The sequence below is a fragment of the Streptomyces sp. SID14436 genome (assembly GCF_010548465.1).
GTDB lineage: Bacteria > Actinomycetota > Actinomycetes > Streptomycetales > Streptomycetaceae > Streptomyces.
This window is the reverse complement of the sequence record NZ_JAAGMD010000598.1, coordinates 1-14,435: the sequence shown is the minus strand read 5'-3', so window position 1 is coordinate 14,435 and position 14,435 is coordinate 1. Positions and strand designations below refer to the sequence as shown.

13 protein-coding genes and 1 pseudogene are annotated in these 14,435 nt (G+C 74.2%); 5 read left to right on the top strand and 9 right to left on the bottom strand.

The window, feature by feature from the left end; genetic code table 11:
- Nucleotides 1–106: 106 nt before the first annotated feature.
- On the top strand, nucleotides 107–2,098 hold the full coding sequence (locus G3I53_RS21275; RefSeq protein WP_164438662.1) for an MFS transporter: 1,992 nt from the start codon (nucleotides 107–109) through the stop codon (nucleotides 2,096–2,098).
- Nucleotides 2,099–2,131: 33 nt separating this feature from the next.
- Here G3I53_RS21275 and G3I53_RS21270 read toward each other — a convergent pair whose 3' ends face one another.
- Entirely contained in the window at nucleotides 2,132–2,626 is a 495-nt protein-coding gene (locus G3I53_RS21270) for a GNAT family N-acetyltransferase (RefSeq protein ID WP_164438661.1), read from the bottom strand.
- A gap of 167 nt (nucleotides 2,627–2,793) precedes the next feature.
- Between G3I53_RS21270 and G3I53_RS21265 the strand changes: the two genes are divergently transcribed.
- Complete coding sequence (locus tag G3I53_RS21265) at nucleotides 2,794–3,465, top strand: hypothetical protein (protein WP_164438660.1); 672 nt, start codon at nucleotides 2,794–2,796, stop codon at nucleotides 3,463–3,465.
- Between the two features lie 3 nt (nucleotides 3,466–3,468).
- On the top strand, nucleotides 3,469–4,107 hold the full coding sequence (locus G3I53_RS21260; protein ID WP_164438659.1) for a hypothetical protein: 639 nt from the start codon (nucleotides 3,469–3,471) through the stop codon (nucleotides 4,105–4,107).
- Here G3I53_RS21260 and G3I53_RS21255 read toward each other — a convergent pair.
- Nucleotides 4,096–4,518 (bottom strand): DUF1992 domain-containing protein, encoded by a 423-nt coding sequence (locus G3I53_RS21255; RefSeq protein ID WP_164333269.1) that lies wholly within the window; start codon nucleotides 4,516–4,518, stop codon nucleotides 4,096–4,098. The two genes, G3I53_RS21260 and G3I53_RS21255, sit on opposite strands and share 12 nt — an antisense overlap.
- Nucleotides 4,519–4,661: 143 nt before the next feature.
- Between G3I53_RS21255 and G3I53_RS21250 the strand changes: the two genes are divergently transcribed.
- On the top strand, nucleotides 4,662–5,054 hold the full coding sequence (locus G3I53_RS21250; RefSeq protein ID WP_164333268.1) for an FHA domain-containing protein: 393 nt from the start codon (nucleotides 4,662–4,664) through the stop codon (nucleotides 5,052–5,054).
- A gap of 58 nt (nucleotides 5,055–5,112) precedes the next feature.
- Here the strand turns inward: G3I53_RS21250 and G3I53_RS21245 are convergent, their stop codons facing one another.
- Nucleotides 5,113–5,793: an O-methyltransferase gene (locus G3I53_RS21245; protein ID WP_164332712.1), complete on the bottom strand. Its 681-nt coding sequence runs from the start codon at nucleotides 5,791–5,793 to the stop codon at nucleotides 5,113–5,115.
- A 279-nt stretch (nucleotides 5,794–6,072) separates the two neighbouring features.
- Here G3I53_RS21245 and G3I53_RS21240 point away from each other — a divergent pair, with 279 nt between their 5' ends.
- On the top strand, nucleotides 6,073–8,121 hold the full coding sequence (locus G3I53_RS21240; protein ID WP_164332711.1) for a bifunctional glycosyltransferase 87/phosphatase PAP2 family protein: 2,049 nt from the start codon (nucleotides 6,073–6,075) through the stop codon (nucleotides 8,119–8,121).
- On the opposite strand, the gene G3I53_RS21235 is transcribed toward G3I53_RS21240, so the two are convergent.
- The 6 genes and pseudogenes from G3I53_RS21235 to G3I53_RS21210 all read right to left on the bottom strand — a co-directional run.
- Nucleotides 8,075–9,943: a hypothetical protein gene (locus G3I53_RS21235; protein WP_343240663.1), complete on the bottom strand. Its 1,869-nt coding sequence runs from the start codon at nucleotides 9,941–9,943 to the stop codon at nucleotides 8,075–8,077. The genes G3I53_RS21240 and G3I53_RS21235 overlap by 47 nt on opposite strands.
- Before the next feature lie 68 nt (nucleotides 9,944–10,011).
- Nucleotides 10,012–10,203 (bottom strand): annotated as a pseudogene (locus tag G3I53_RS34425) (steroid 3-ketoacyl-CoA thiolase); the annotation flags it as partial.
- Between the two features lie 76 nt (nucleotides 10,204–10,279).
- Nucleotides 10,280–11,794, bottom strand: a complete 1,515-nt coding sequence (locus G3I53_RS21225; protein WP_164333546.1) for a DUF4246 domain-containing protein — start codon at nucleotides 11,792–11,794, stop codon at nucleotides 10,280–10,282.
- 174 nt (nucleotides 11,795–11,968) lie between these two features.
- A complete protein-coding gene (locus G3I53_RS21220; protein WP_164333545.1) occupies nucleotides 11,969–12,385 on the bottom strand; it encodes a transglycosylase SLT domain-containing protein in 417 nt (138 codons plus the stop codon).
- 278 nt (nucleotides 12,386–12,663) lie between these two features.
- Nucleotides 12,664–13,497 (bottom strand): ECF transporter S component, encoded by an 834-nt coding sequence (locus G3I53_RS21215; RefSeq protein ID WP_164333547.1) that lies wholly within the window; start codon nucleotides 13,495–13,497, stop codon nucleotides 12,664–12,666.
- A 62-nt stretch (nucleotides 13,498–13,559) separates the two neighbouring features.
- A partial coding sequence (locus tag G3I53_RS21210; RefSeq protein WP_164438658.1) for an ATP-binding cassette domain-containing protein occupies nucleotides 13,560–14,435 on the bottom strand: 876 nt, incomplete at its 5' end.

Genomic DNA, 14,435 nt, shown 5'->3' with positions numbered 1-14,435 from the left:
GTCGACGGCCGCGGCCGGCGGTCCGCCGGCCTCCGGAGCGGGCACCGGGCCCCCGCCGAACGCACCCGGGGGAGCGCCCCCGGGGAACGCCGAGGCGCCCGAACGCGTGTCCGGCAGCATCGTCCTGCCGATCGGTGCCCTGCTCCTCGGTCTGCTGCTCGCCGCACTCGATCAGACCATCGTCGCCACCGCGCTGCCCACCATCGTCAGCGACCTCGGCGGCCTGGAGCACCTGTCCTGGGTGGTCACCGCCTATCTGCTGGCCTCGACCGCCGCGACCCCCCTGTGGGGCAAGCTGGGCGACCAGTACGGGCGCAAGAAGCTGTTCCAGATCGCCATCGTGATCTTCCTGGTGGGCTCCGTGCTGTGCGGCGCGGCCCAGGACATGGCGCAGCTGATCGGCTACCGCGCCCTGCAAGGGCTGGGCGGCGGCGGGCTGATCGTGCTGTCCATGGCGATCGTCGGCGACCTCGTGCCGCCCCGCGAACGCGGGCGCTACCAGGGCCTGTTCGGCGCGGTGTTCGGCACCACCAGCGTGCTCGGCCCGCTGCTCGGCGGACTGCTCACCGAACACCTGAGCTGGCGCTGGGTGTTCTACGTCAACGTGCCCGTCGGGATCGTCGCCCTCGCCGTCATCGCGACGGTGCTGCACCTGCCCGGCAGGTCCTCCCGGCACGTCATCGACTACCTCGGCACCTTCCTGATCGCGTCCGTCGCCACCTGCCTGGTGCTCGTCGCCTCCCTCGGCGGCACCACCTGGGGCTGGGGCTCGCCGCAGATCATCGGCCTGGCCGTGCTGGGCGCCGGCCTCGCCGTCGCGTTCGTGGCCGTGGAACGCCGGGCCGTCGAGCCGGTGCTGCCGCTGAAGCTGTTCGGCATCCGCACCTTCACGCTCGCCGCCGTCATCAGCTTCATCATCGGCTTCGCCATGTTCGGCGCGATGACCTATCTGCCGACCTTCCTCCAGGTGGTCAAGGGTGTCAGCCCCACCACCTCCGGCGTGTACATGCTGCCGATGGTGGCGGGCATGCTGCTGGCCTCCACCGGCTCCGGCCAGATCGTCAGCCGCACCGGCCGCTGGAAGGTCTTCCCCCTCGCCGGCACCGCCGTCACCACGCTCGGACTGCTGCTGCTCCACCAGCTCCGGCCGGACAGCAGCACCGCCGTGATGAGCTCCTTCTTCTTCGTCTTCGGCCTCGGGCTCGGCCTGGTGATGCAGGTCCTGGTGCTGATCGTGCAGAACGCCGTCTCCTACCAGGACCTCGGGGTCGCCACCTCCGGCGCGACCTTCTTCCGTTCCATCGGCGCCTCGTTCGGCGTCGCCATCTTCGGCACGATCTTCGCCGGGCGCCTCGACGACAAGCTGCTCGACGCCTTCCGAGGCGTCAGTCTGCCGCCCGGGGTCACGGCGGAGGGGCTGGAGGCCGACCCGCGCGGCATCGAGAACCTGCCGGCCGCCCTGCGGCCCGCCGCGGTCGACGCCTACAGCACCGCCATCACCGACGTCTTCCTGTACGCGGCCCCGGTCGCCCTCGTCGGCTTCGTCCTCGCCTGGTTCCTCAAGGAGGACCGGCTGCGCGCCTCGGTCACCGCCCCCGACGGCACCGAGACGCTGGCCAGTAACCCCGTGCACCGGTCGTCGTACGACGAGGTGTACCGGTCGCTGTCCCTGCTCGGCACGCGGGAGGGGCGGCGCGAGATCTACCGCAGCATCACCGACCGCGCGGGCTACGACCTGCTGCCCGCGACGAGCTGGCTGCTGCTGCGGATCCGCCGGCACGGCGAGGTGGAACCGGCCCTGCTCGCCGAGCGCAGTCCCGTCCCCCTCGACGTGGTCATCGAGGCCGCCCGCCAGGCCGAGGTGCGGCGCCTCGCCGTCCGCCGGGGCCTCGGTCTCGTCCTCACCGACGAGGGGCGGCAGGCCGCCGAGCGGCTGGCCCGGGCCCGCGAGGAGTCGCTGGCCGCGCTCCTCGGCGACTGGTGGGGGCCCGACCGCCCGACCGACCTGGTGCAGCTGGTGCACGAGCTCACCGACGAGCTGTGCGGTTCCACCGACGAACGCCCGCACGACGAACGGGCGGTGACGCGGACGCCGTGACGGCCCGGGCGGCGGCGGGCCGGTGGCCCGGCGTCAGCCGAGCGCCTTCGCGAACCAGTGGTCGGCGGTGGGCTCGGCGTTGTGCGGCGCGGTCTCCGCGTATCCGAGGCGGGCGTACAGGGCCCGGGCCTCGACGAGGTCGCCCCGGGTGTCCAGCACCATCCGCACGGCGCCGGCCGCCCGCGCCGCCTCCTCGGCGGCCCGCACGAGCAGTACGGCCCCGCCGGTGCCGCGCCGGTGTCCGCGCACGAACACCCGGGTGAGTTCGGCGGTCGAGCCGTCCCCGAGCAGGCGGAAGCCGGCGCTGCCGGCCGCCTCGGCCGCGTACCGGCCGACCAGCAGCCGCCCCCGTGGCGGGGCGAGATCGGTGCCCGGCACGGCGGCGATCTCCCGCTCCAACTCCCGGGGATCGGTGCGGCGTCCCTCGTGCAGCAGGTACCAGCGGTCGCTGACCTCGGTGTAGTACGCCCGCCAGAGGGCGAGGGCGTCCGGGGAGTCGTGCGGTTCGGGTGCGACGGTCCAGCTCATCCCCGCATCGTCGGAGCGGCACCCCGGGTCCCGCAAGCGAACAGCGGGCGACCCCGCCGCCCGCGTCCCGCACCGCGGCCCGGTTTGTGGCCGGACCTTCGGGACACCCGCAGTGAGAACCGGCTCGCGAGGAGTGCCGGTTGGGACGGCAAACCCGGAAGGCATTCATGTCCACTGGCCTGATCATTGCGTTGATCGTGATTGTTGCGGTCGTCGCCGTCGCCGCGGCCCTGCTGATGCAGCGCTCCCGCGGATCCCGGCACGGTGTCGGCCTGAAGCGGCGCTTCGGCCCGGAGTACGACCGGGCGGTGGCCCGGCACGACGGGGACACGAAGGCGGCCGAGCGGGAGCTGGCCGGGCGCGTGGAGCGTCACGGCGATCTGCGGGCACGGCCGCTCGAACCCGCCGAGCGGGAGCGGTACGAGGCGCGTTGGACGGCCGCGCAGGAGCGGTTCGTCGACTCGCCGGGCGACGCGGTGGCCGAGGCGGACCGGCTGCTCGCCGAACTCGCCGGAGCCCGGGGCTTCCCGGACGGCGGCCAGTACGAGGAGCAGCTCGCCGCGCTGTCCGTGCACCACGCCCACCACGTCGAGGGCTACCGGCGCGTGCACCGGGTGGCGCAGGCCCGCGCGCACGGCGCGCACGACGGCGGCGCCGGCACCGAGGAGTTGCGCGAGGCGATGGTCGACGCCCGCGCGCTGTTCGACGAGCTGGTGCGCACCTCCCGGCACGACGGCGGACGCCACCGTGCCGCCCACGACGGCGAACACCGGGCCCCGGCGGCACGCGGCTCCCGGATGCCGTCGCTGCTGCACCGGCGCCAGGCGAAGGAGAGCTGACCGATGTCCGACACCACCCGCCGGCCCCTGGACGAGTTCCCCGGGCGCGGCAACGACCTCCGCGGCGAGCGGTCCGCCGCTCCGGGCACCGAGCCCGTCCACGGCGACTGGAACGACGGTTTCCACGGCGACCGCGACGGCCTCCGTGACGACGCCCGCGGTCCGCGGGCCACGGGCGGCGGCGACCCGATGTCCGGCACCGGGCGGGCCCCCGGCCACGCCACCCCGGACACCGGGACGGGCACCGGCACCGCCCCGTTCGACGACGGCCGCACCGGCACGGGCTCCGACTCCCTCTCCGGTCCCGGTGCGGGGCACGGGCACACTCCGGACCCGCACCACGGTTCCGGCGGCCCCCTCCTGCCGCACGGCGACCTCGACGCGCTCACCGCTCAGCTGCAGCACGCCGTGACCGGGTTCGTCGACGCGCCCAGGGAGGCCGTCGAGGAGGCCGACCAGGTCCTCCAGGACCTCACCGCCCGCTTCACGGAGGCGGTGACCGAACGCCGGCGCACCCTGCGCCGGTCCTGGCAGACCACGGACGGCGCCCCGGACACGGCCGCCGCGGCGACCGACACCGAGCAGCTGCGGCTCGCCCTGCGGGACTACCGCGAGCTGGCGGAGCGGTTGCTACACGTCTGACCCGCCCGCGTCCGCCCGGCGCTCCCGCCACTGCCGTACGACGTCCTCGACGTCGTACGGCTTTCTGCCCAGCGGGGGGCCGGGCGGCGGCTTGTACATCATCTCGCGGATGCGGGCGTTGATCTCCGTGAGGATCTTCCGGACGATCCGCTCCGACGGCGCCGCGAGGGCCGCCTCCAGCGCGTCCTCGGCCTCCTTGCGCAGGGCCAGCGCGGGCGGCAGGACGGAGATGCCCTCGCGGGCCATCTTCCGTCTCACCCACCACAGTTCGTCGTAGTCCGTCTCCATCTCGGGCGGCAGCGGCCGGCCCGCGCCCGGCAGCCGTGCGAACTCCCCCCGGCGCTCGGCGTCCCGGATCTGGTGGTCCACCCAGGTGCCGAAGTCGACGCCGGGCGGCTTCCGCTCGGTCATGAGCCCCATTGTGCCGGACGCCGCGCGGCCGGGCGTTTTATCATGCGGCGGCAGCGAGCCGTACCGGCCGCCGTACCGGCCCCATGCGGCCACCGTCGGGCCGGGCCCCTCCGGCCCGCCAGGACTGCTCAGGAGGAGCGCACGTGCTCGAACTCACCATGGCCGCCGTGTCCGCGGCCGAAGAGGGTGCCACGGCCGGGATGCTCATGGCCGACGCGCCGAGCGAGCCGGGCGCCGTGCTGCGGGTGGGCCGCGACAAGGCGGTGTGCCGGCTGTCGACGCCGGACGACTGGCTGTTCGTCTCCCGGGTGCACCTGGAGTTCCGGTGCGGGCCGGACGGCGGCTGGCACCTGACCTGGCTGCGCGGCTCCCTGCCGGAGCCGTCCTCCGAGGTCCGGCTGACCGTCGGGGAGCACACCCAGCCCGTCCCCTACGGCGGCACCGTCGCCCTGCCCCGGGGCGGCAGCGGCGAGGTCGTCGTCCAGGACCGCGCCGCCCCGCGCAGCGTCAACGTGGGCTTCTACCACGAGGTGTGAGAGCCGGGCGGGCCGGCCGCGCGGGCCGTCGGCGCCTGCGCGGCCGGCCCGGCCCCGCTCAGGCCACCACGCGCGCCAGGGCGAAGCCGTCGTAGCCCTTGACACCGACGGTCTGGAGCGCGGTGCCGTCCAGCCGGGGGTGGCTGCCGATGAGGTCGAGGGCGGCGCGGGTGCCGACCACGTCCGGGGCGTCGTCGTCCGGGTCGGCGACGCGGCCGCCCCGGACCACGTTGTCCACGATGATCAGCGCGCCCGCGGAGGTCAGCTTCAGCGCCCACTCCACGTAGTGCGGGTTGTTGACCTTGTCGGCGTCGATGAAGACCAGGTCGAAGGGCGGCACCCCCTCCTCGGCCAGCCGGGCCAGGGAGTCCAGGGCCGCGCCCACCCGCACCTCGACCCGCTCGGCGAGCCCGGCGCGGGCGATGTTGCGGGTGGCCACCTCGGCGTGCCTCGGGTCGTACTCCAGGGTGATCAGCCGCCCGTCGGCGGGCAGGGCGCGGCCCAGCCAGATGGTGCTGTAGCCGCCGAGCGTGCCGATCTCCAGGATCCGGCGGGCGCCCTGCACCGCGGCGAGGAGGTGCAGGAGCTTGCCGTGGGTGGGGGCGACGGCGATGGGCGGGAGCCCGGCGGCCGCGCTGTCGCGCAGCGCGGCCGTCAGGGCGTCGTCGGGGGCGTCGGTGAGGAGGCGGCCGGTGAAGTAGTCGTCCACCTCGTGCCACTGCTGCGGGGAATCGCTCAAGGACCCGTACCTTCCGGAAATCAGGTGATCAGCTTCACTACTGACCAGGATCGCTGAGGAAGATACGCCGGGCGCCCCGCGCCCGTCGGAGATATGCGCGCGCGGCCGGGTGCGCGCGCCGCCGGGAGGCGGCCCGGCGGCCCGCCGTCTAGTCTCTTCCGGACAAAAGCGGAAGAGACGTCAGGTCGACCGGGGGCGGACGGCGTCTCTCTCATAGGGTTCACGGAGGGATTCCCGCGCGCGGGAGCGCGCGACGACGGGGCGGGAGGCCGACGAGGCGTGGCGAATGCGGAGCACAGGGGGCGACCGGCAAAGGCGCTGGAGGCGGCGGCCGTCGCCGGAACCCCGGCACGGCTGACCACGCTGCGCCTCGGACTGTGGCTGGTCGCCGCGCTCCTGGCCGCGCGCCAGGTCGCCGTCGTCCTGACCAGCCCCCGCGGCGAACGCCTCACCGACCTGGAGACCTGGGTGGGGCCCGACGGCGTGCTGCGGGTCAGCGGCTCGCTCTACGACTCCACCAGCTTCACCGGCACCCCCTTCAACGGGCTGGTCCTCAAACCCTTCACCCGATCGGCTGAAGAAGCCCTCGGCTGGGGGTGGACCTTCGGCACGCTGCTGCTGGTCGTCGCCCTCGGCCTGATCGCCGTGCGGGCCCTGCCCCAGCCGGTCGGCCGCCGCACCGCGCTGCTCGCCGCGCCGGTCGCCGTCAGCCTGCTCGTGCTGTCCCTGCCGGTCCGCAACGCCCTCTGGCTCGGCCAGACCAGCATCCTCCCCGTCCTGCTGGTCCTCCTCGGCTGCTTCGCCGCCCGCGGCTCCCGCACCAGCGGTGTCCTCGTCGGGCTCGCGGCGGCGCTCCAGCCCACCCTGCTGCTGTTCGCCCCGCTGCTGTGGTTCACCGACCGCCGCCGGGCCGCCGTCGCCTCCGGCGTCACCTTCGCCTTCGGCACCGCACTCGCCTGGGCCGCGATGCCGCAGGACTCCTCCACGTACTGGGTCCACCACGTGTCCGGGGTCGGCCTCGGCGGCCCCGCCGACGCCCTCGCCAACCAGTCCCTGCACGGCGCCCTGCTCCGGCTCGGCCTGGAGGGCCCGCTGGAGATCGGCCTGTTCCTGCTGCTCGGCGCGGCCGTCGTCGTGCTCGGCCTGCGCCGCGCCGTCCGCTACGCCCGCGACGGCCAGCTCCTCCTCGCGGTCGCCGTCACCGGCTGCGTCGCCATCGTCGTCTCCCCGGCCGCCTGGCAGCACCAGCTGCTGTGGCTGCTGCTCGCCGTCGTCGGCCGGGTCGGCCGGCGCGCCTCCGACCGGCCGGTGTGGCCCGTCGCCGTGGTGCTGGTGATGACGCTGCCGGCCACGATGATCCTGCCGAACATGGCGGTGCTGTACCCGCTGCGGGACAACATCGTCCTGCTGGCCGCGCTCGCCGCGGCCACCGTGATCCCCTTCCTGTCCCGCACCTCCCCGCACTTCGAGGAGCCCGTGCCGACCCGGTACGCGGCGCCGGTGCCCACCCGCTTCCGGCACGTGCCGCTGCTGCCGTTCCTGCGCCGGGTCCTCACCCGGCCCAACCTCCTGCTGGAACTGCTGCTGATCCGCGTCACCTACGCCGCCTACTCCCAGGTGCGGCTGGCGGCGACCGGCGGCAGCAACTCCGCGGGCCGGGCGCGCGCGGAGGAGCACGGGCAGCAGATCCTCGACCTCGAACGCCTGCTCCACCTGGACATCGAGCACGCGGTCAACCACGCCGTGGTGAAGATCGGCTGGCTGCGGAACTTCTTCGACTTCTACTACACGTCGTTCCACTTCGTCGTCCCGCTCACCGTCCTCGGACTGCTGTACTGGCGGCGCCCCGTCGACTACCGCTGGGCCCGCTCCGCCCTCGGCTTCACCACCCTGCTCGCCCTGGTCGGCTTCTGGCTGTACCCGCTGGCCCCGCCGCGCCTGATGCCGCACCTCGGCATCATCGACACCGTGCACGGCGTGCAGGACTTCGCCCAGCCCGACTACGGCACCCTCACCGCCCTCACCAACCAGTACGCGGCGATGCCCTCGCTGCACTTCGGCTGGTCCCTGTGGTGCGGGGTGGTCATCGCGGTCGTCGCGCCCAGAGCCTGGATGAAACTCCTCGGCCTGCTGCACCCCCTCTTCACGGCCGCCGCGATCGTGGCCACCGGCAACCACTGGATCCTGGACGCGGTGGGCGGCGCCGTCGTCGTCGCCGCCGGTTTCGGACTGACCTACGCGCTCCAGGGGCCCCGCGCCCGGACGGTCACCGCCGTCGCCGTCAGCAGCGCGCCGACGGTGCCGGAGAAGGACCGTACTCCGAGCTGATCCGGTACACGCCCGGCGCCGGCACGGTGAGCCGGGTGACCTCGCCCTGCCGGCTCAGGCAGCCGCCGTCGGACCGCAGCCACGGCGAGTACGCGACCCGCACCGTCACCGGCCCCGGCGCGGACACCCGGACGACGATCTCCGCGCCGGAGGTGCGCAGCACGGTGCCCGGCGGGGACACCAGGGGCACCGCGTCCCGCACCCGGAACACCTGCCAGTGGGCGTCCCGCCACACGGGCAGCAGCCAGTCGGGACGGTCGTCCCGGACCAGCCGCGCCTCCTCCTCGGCGAACCCGTCGGGCGTGCCCAGGGGCAGCACGACGAAGCCGACCGCCCAGCGGTCCAGCCACGTTCGGTAGGCGGCGGCGGAGAACGTCCCGTCGTAGAAGAGCCGGCCGCGCTCCACGTCGAGCTGACGGTTCCAGCCGCGCGCCAGGTGCACGTGCGGCGCGAGCGCGACGGCCTCGCGGTGGTTGCGGGCGGGCACCACCTCGACGCGGGTGCGGTCGGCGCCGAGCCCCTTCAGCGCGCGGACGACGCCCTCGGTGTGCGCGGCCCAGGCCGGCACGGTCGTCGACACCTTCAGATCGTCGACGGTCTTCTGGCCCGTCCAGGCCGTCGCGAGGACCAGCGCGCCGATCAGCAGGGCCCGCCGCACGGCCCGCGGGCCCGGCCGGGCGAGCAGCGCCGCCAGCAGCACGACGGGGGCCGCGTACTCGGCCAGCCGTTCCACGTTCGTGCCGACCGGGGAGGGGATCAGATACGTCAGGACGGTCCCGGCGGCGTAGACGGCCCCGCTCCACCGGGCGACGCGCCAGCCGCGCGGGGCGAGGACGGTGACCGCCAGCCCGAGCAGCACGGGCGGCCAGATGCGGGGCGCGGGCATCAACTGCTCGCCGGAGAAGGGGAACAGGAGCGTGGTGGCCCCGACGACCACGGCGGGCGGGACGAGCAGGGCGACGGCCCGGGCGGGCTGCCGGGCGAGCAGGAACCCCGCGCCGACGACCGCCAGGAACAGCCCTGCCACCGGGGACGCCATGGTGGCGAGGCCGGCGTGCGCGCCCGCCAGGACGTACCGGTCGCCGCGGCTCAGCATCACGCAGGCGGCGAGCCCGAAGGCGACTCCGAGGGCGAAGGTGGTCCGCCCGGAGGCCACGTTGCACCACAGGGCGAGGGAGGCGAGGAGCGCGACGGGCAGCGGCCTCGGCAGCCGGGCCCGCACCACCAGGACGGCCGCCAGCCAGGAGCCGGCGACCCCCGCCAGCACGGTCACGGTCCGCACCCCGAGCCCGGCCATCAGATACGGGGAGACGAGGCTGTAGTTGGCGGTGTGCATCCCGCCGTACCAGAACAGGTTGTACGCGGAACTCCCGTGCCGGGTCACGAACCCGGCCCAGGCGTCCTGCGCGGCCAGGTCGCCGCCGCCGGTCGCGAGGACCAGCGTCCACAGGACGTACAGGGGCAGGACGGGGAGGGTGGCGAGCAGGGAGACGCGGTGTCGTGCGTACAGCGAGCGGAGGGGTTGGTTCCGCCGCGGGTGCGGGCCTGCTCGCCGGGGCTGCCGGGGCAGGGCGAGATCTGTGGGGGCCACGTCAAGGAAGACGTGGAACGGGGCGGAGGAGTTCAGTCGGGGGGAGCCGCCTTCGCCGGCCCGGACGAGGGCGCGCGCGGTCGCCGGCGGGGCGCGCCCCCACAGCCGCTGGATGATCGTCCCCGTGGCGAGGCCGCCGCCCGCGCACATGGTGACGAGCGCGAACTCCTTGTCCGTGCGCTCCAGTTCGTGCAGCGCGGTGGTGATGAGCCGGGCGCCCGTCGCGCCCACCGGGGGCTGAGGGCGATCGCGCCGCCGTTGACGTTCACCTTGTCCAGGTCCTGTTCGAAGACCCGGGTCCAGCTCAGCACCACCGAGGCGAACGCTTCGTTGATCTCCACGAGGTCGATGTCCCGCAGCGTCATCCCCGCCTTGCCCAGCACCGCGTGGGTCGCGTCGACCGGACCGTCGAGGTGGAAGTGCGGGCCGGCGCCGACCTGCGCCTGCGCGACGATCCGCGCCCGCGGCTTCAGCTTCAGCGCCCGCGCCATCCGCTTGGACGCCCACAGGATCGCCGCCGCGCCGTCGGAGATCCGGGAGGAGTTGCCCGCCGTGCGCGGCGCCGGATCAGTGCTCGCAGAGGGAGAACTCCCGCTCGTAGAGCTGCTCGTTGTGCTCGTCGACGAAGAACTTCCGCTCCCGCATGAGCTCTTCGCGGTACTCCTTGGCCTGCCGAAGAGTCATCGTCGACGTCTCGGACCACGGCTGCTGCGGCGGCACGTCCGACGTCGAGACGATCTTCTCCGACGGGTCGACCAGGAAGAACGCGAGGATCTTGCGGTGCCCCGGACGGGTGGGGTCCGCGAGGCGGAACGCTCCGACGCGGTGCTGCAGCACGTTCGGGAAGGCGAGGCAGCGGCCCGCCGGGGTCGACGCCGAGCCCAGCACCTGGTTCAGCGCGTCCTCGTTCTCCAGGCCGTAGACCTCCCGCAGGCCGTTGTCGTCGTTCTGCTCGTACTCCGGGTCGTCGAGCGCCGTGCGGAAGTTCAGCCGGCTCTCGGTGATGTTCTCGCTGTCCCAGTAGTGGATGCCCGTCGAGACGATCCGCTCGTTCAGCATCCCCTCGACGTGCCAGGAACCGCCCGCGTACTCGGGCTTGTCCGGGGTGAGCCGGATGGTGGCCAGCTTGACGATGACCTGGAGACGGCGCCCGCGCAGGTCGACCCGGGCGGACGCGTCGGGCAGCTCGGGCGGGGTGAACTCCGGGGCGTCCGGCACGACCGGCCGGCGGTTCTCCCACCACTCGTCCTGGGCCTTCTCCCACGCCTCGACGGCTCCGTCGTGGGCCGCGTCGTCGCTGAAGGAGGACCGGTCCGGGTACTCGGGCTCGGAGTCGTACCACCCGTGGGGATCGGCCTCGACCCGCAGCGGACGCGGATGGCGCAGATCGGTGAGCACGTTCTCGAACAGCGGGCGGAACCGGGCGAACAGCTCCGGCAGCACAGCAGCCAGTCCGGCATGCGCCTCCGGGTGGACGTTGTTGACGTACGAACGGAAGACGACCTCTCCGTCCGCGCCGACGTCGGCGTCCGTGGGCAGCCACTGGAACTTCTCCGAGAACTCGTACTTCGTCGCGTACCCGCGCGCCCTGTTCTCCCACGCCCGCTCGGGTCCCCCGCTCACCCCGCGCACCAGGCAGAACAGGGACGGGTGCACCAGGTCCAGCACCTGGCCGCCGGACCCGGGATGCCAGTCCAGCTCCTCCTCGGGAACGTCCTCCAGCACCCGGACCGCCTCCCGGAGCCGGGCGCCGAGCGCGTCGTCGATCAGGCTGTCCGACTGCCACACCCCGTCGACCCCGGACACCTCGATCCCGGTGCGCGGATCACGCAGCGCCGCGTAGTGCCGCAACTCGTCCAGTACGTACCGCGTCTGTGCCTCGGTCAGCCCCTGCGCGAGAGCCTCCCTCGTCCACCGGGCGACGACGTCGGCGTCGTTCATCTTGGTGAACCACTCCGGCTTCTCCCGTATGTGCGCGCTGCACGCCATCATGTCGAGTTCCCGCAAGGTACGGGGCGCCGAGAGCGACGCGGTGCGCGAGGACGATGCGAAGGGCAACGGGAAAGCGGGCAGGGCGGTCACGTCCGGGGGTCCTCCAGGTCGGTGTGCGATGGCGGGAACGATACGACAGGGGACTGACACCGACAGGGGGCTGACACCGCCGCCCGTCCGGGAACGGGCGAAGGCGACGCCCCGGGGATCAGGGGGCGCCGCCTTCGGTATGGGGGATGTCCGCGGGGTGCGGGCCGGCCGGGGTCAGTACCAGCCGTTGGACTGCCAGAAGTCCCAGGCGCCGCAGGCGCTGCCGTAGCGGTCCTTCATGTAGTCCAGGCCCCACTCGATCTGGGTCTCGGGGTTGGTCTTCCAGTCGGAGCCCGCCGAGGCCATCTTGCTGCCGGGCAGGGCCTGGACCAGGCCGTAGGCGCCGCTGGAGGCGTTCGTGGCGCCGACGTCCCAGTTGCTCTCGTGCTGGACGATCCTGGAGAAGCACTCGTACTGGGCCGAGTTGCCGATCATCTTCTTCGCGGTCGCCTGTGCCGAGGCGGCCTCCGACGGGGCGGCCTGGGCGGGCGCGGCGACGATCAGCGTGCCGCAGGCCGCGGCGGCCAGGGCGGCACCGGCGACGGCCTTCTTCGGGGTGGCGACGGAGCGGAGCAGGGAAGCGGCGGACACGGGCGGCCTTTCGGTCGGGAGCGGTGGGTCGCCGCCGTGTGCGGGAGCCGCGGTCACTCCGCGGGGCGTACGGCGGCGCCGCGGCCCCGTGGGGCACGTCGGCGCCTGGCGACGTCGTCCAGAGAAACAGGCCGGACAGATGTCCGCAAAGACCGTTTTTACTAGTTCGGGCGGCCAGGTGGGGGGTGCCCGGCGGGTCGGGCGGACGGGCTTTGCGCTGGTCACGCGAGCGGGGCCGAGGACTGCCGCCTACGGCCCCGCTTCGTAGGTGATCCACGTCATGTGGGGTGCCTCACGTCCGTGACGTCGTCGAAGGTGACCGGCGCCTCGAAGGCCGCCCGGCGGGTGGCTCTGCGGAGCGCCTTGAGCACGGGCACGCCGAGCGTCAGCGTGAGGACGAGGGTCAGCAGGGCGCGGCCCAGGTCCCAGCCGAGGGACGTCGCCAGGCAGTACGCGAGGAAGCGGGCCAGGTTGGCGGGGACGGACGCGTCCGGGTCGAAGGAGATGTTCGAGGCCAGGGCGGACATGAAGGGCCAGCCCGACATGTTCATCACCGTGCCGTAGGCGAACGCCGCGAGGAAGCCGTAGACGGCGAGCATCACCACCTCGGTGCGGCCCCGCAGCCGGTCCGGGCCGGGCAGGAGACCGGCGGTCATGGTGAACCAGCCCATCGCCAGCATCTGGAACGGCAGCCACGGGCCGACCCCGCCGGTGAGCAGGGCGGACGCGAACATGGTGATCGAGCCGAGGACGAAGCCGAAGCCCGGGCCGAGGACCCGGCCGCTGAGCACCATCAGGAAGAACATCGGTTCCAGCCCGGCCGTGCCCGCGCCGATGGGGCGCAGCGCCGCCCCCGTCGCCGCCAGCACGCCCAGCATGGCCACGGCCTTCGGCCCCAGCCCCGATTCGGAGATCGTCGCCGCCACGACCGCGACCAGCAGGACCAGCAGGCCCGCGAACAGCCAGGGCGCGTCCTGGGCGTGGGCGTTCAGGGTGGAGGCGGGCGGGGCGAGGAACGGCCAGCCGAAACCGGCCACGCCCACCGCGCTGACCAGGGCCAGCGCGGCCAGGGAGCGGGGGCCCAGCCGGATGGCCCGCGCCTGCCGGTCCACGGCCCCCGGCTTCCGCTCCGGGCCCCGTTCCGGCCGGGGCGCGCGCCGTGGCTCGGGGGCCGTCATGACAGCGCCTCGCGGACCTGGGGCACCGTGAGCCAGTGCTGCGGGGCGAGGATCTTGGCGACCTGCGGGGCGAAGGACGGGGACGCGACGACGACCTCCGCGGCGGGCCCGTCGGCGATGACCTCGCCCTCGGCGAGCAGCACCACCCGGTGGGCGAGGTCCGCCGCCAGTTCGACGTCGTGGGTGGCCATGACGATGGCGTGCCCCTCGGCGGCCAGTGCGCGCAGCAGGGTCACCAGGCGGGCCTTCGCGCCGTAGTCCAGGCCGCGGGTCGGCTCGTCCAGCAGGAGCAGCGGCGGGCGGGCGGTGAGGACCACCGCCAGGGCCAGGGTGAGGCGCTGGCCCTCGGACAGGTCGCGGGGGTGGGAGTCGTCCGCGATGCCGGGCAGCAGCTCCGACAGCAGCGCCCGGCAGGTGCCCGGCTCGGCGTCCGCGTCCTGGTCGGCGGCGGCGCACTCCCCGGCGACGGTGTCCGCGTAGAGCAGGTCGCGGGGTTCCTGCGGGACGAGGCCGACCCGGCGGATCAGGTCGCGGGGCCGGGTGCGGTGGGGGACCGCGTCGCCCGCGCGGACCGAGCCGCCGGACGGCTCCACCAGCCCCACCAGCGCGCTGAGCAGCGTCGACTTCCCGGCGCCGTTGCGGCCCATCAGGGCGATGGTCTCGCCGGGCGTGACGGTGAGGTCGATCCGGCGCAGCGCCTGGACACGGTCACGGCGCACGGCCAGGTCCCGGACCTCCGCCACGGTGGCCGGGGCCGGGGTGTCGACGCCGGGCCGCCTGAACAGCCGCCTGCGCGCGGGGGAGGGGGCCGGGTCGGGGGTCTCCCCGGGTGCGGTGTCGGGCCGGGCCGCTGCGGCGTCCGCCAGGCGCTG

Bases quoted from the DNA above. Each gene is read 5' to 3' on its own strand.
- G3I53_RS21255 (WP_164333269.1), bottom strand. From the start codon at position 4,518: ATGACCGAGCGGAAGCCGCCCGGCGTCGACTTCGGCACCTGGGTGGAC.
- G3I53_RS21260 (WP_164438659.1), top strand. From the start codon at position 3,469: ATGTCCGACACCACCCGCCGGCCCCTGGACGAGTTCCCCGGGCGCGGC.
- G3I53_RS21265 (WP_164438660.1), top strand. From the start codon at position 2,794: ATGTCCACTGGCCTGATCATTGCGTTGATCGTGATTGTTGCGGTCGTC.
- G3I53_RS21270 (WP_164438661.1), bottom strand. From the start codon at position 2,626: ATGAGCTGGACCGTCGCACCCGAACCGCACGACTCCCCGGACGCCCTC.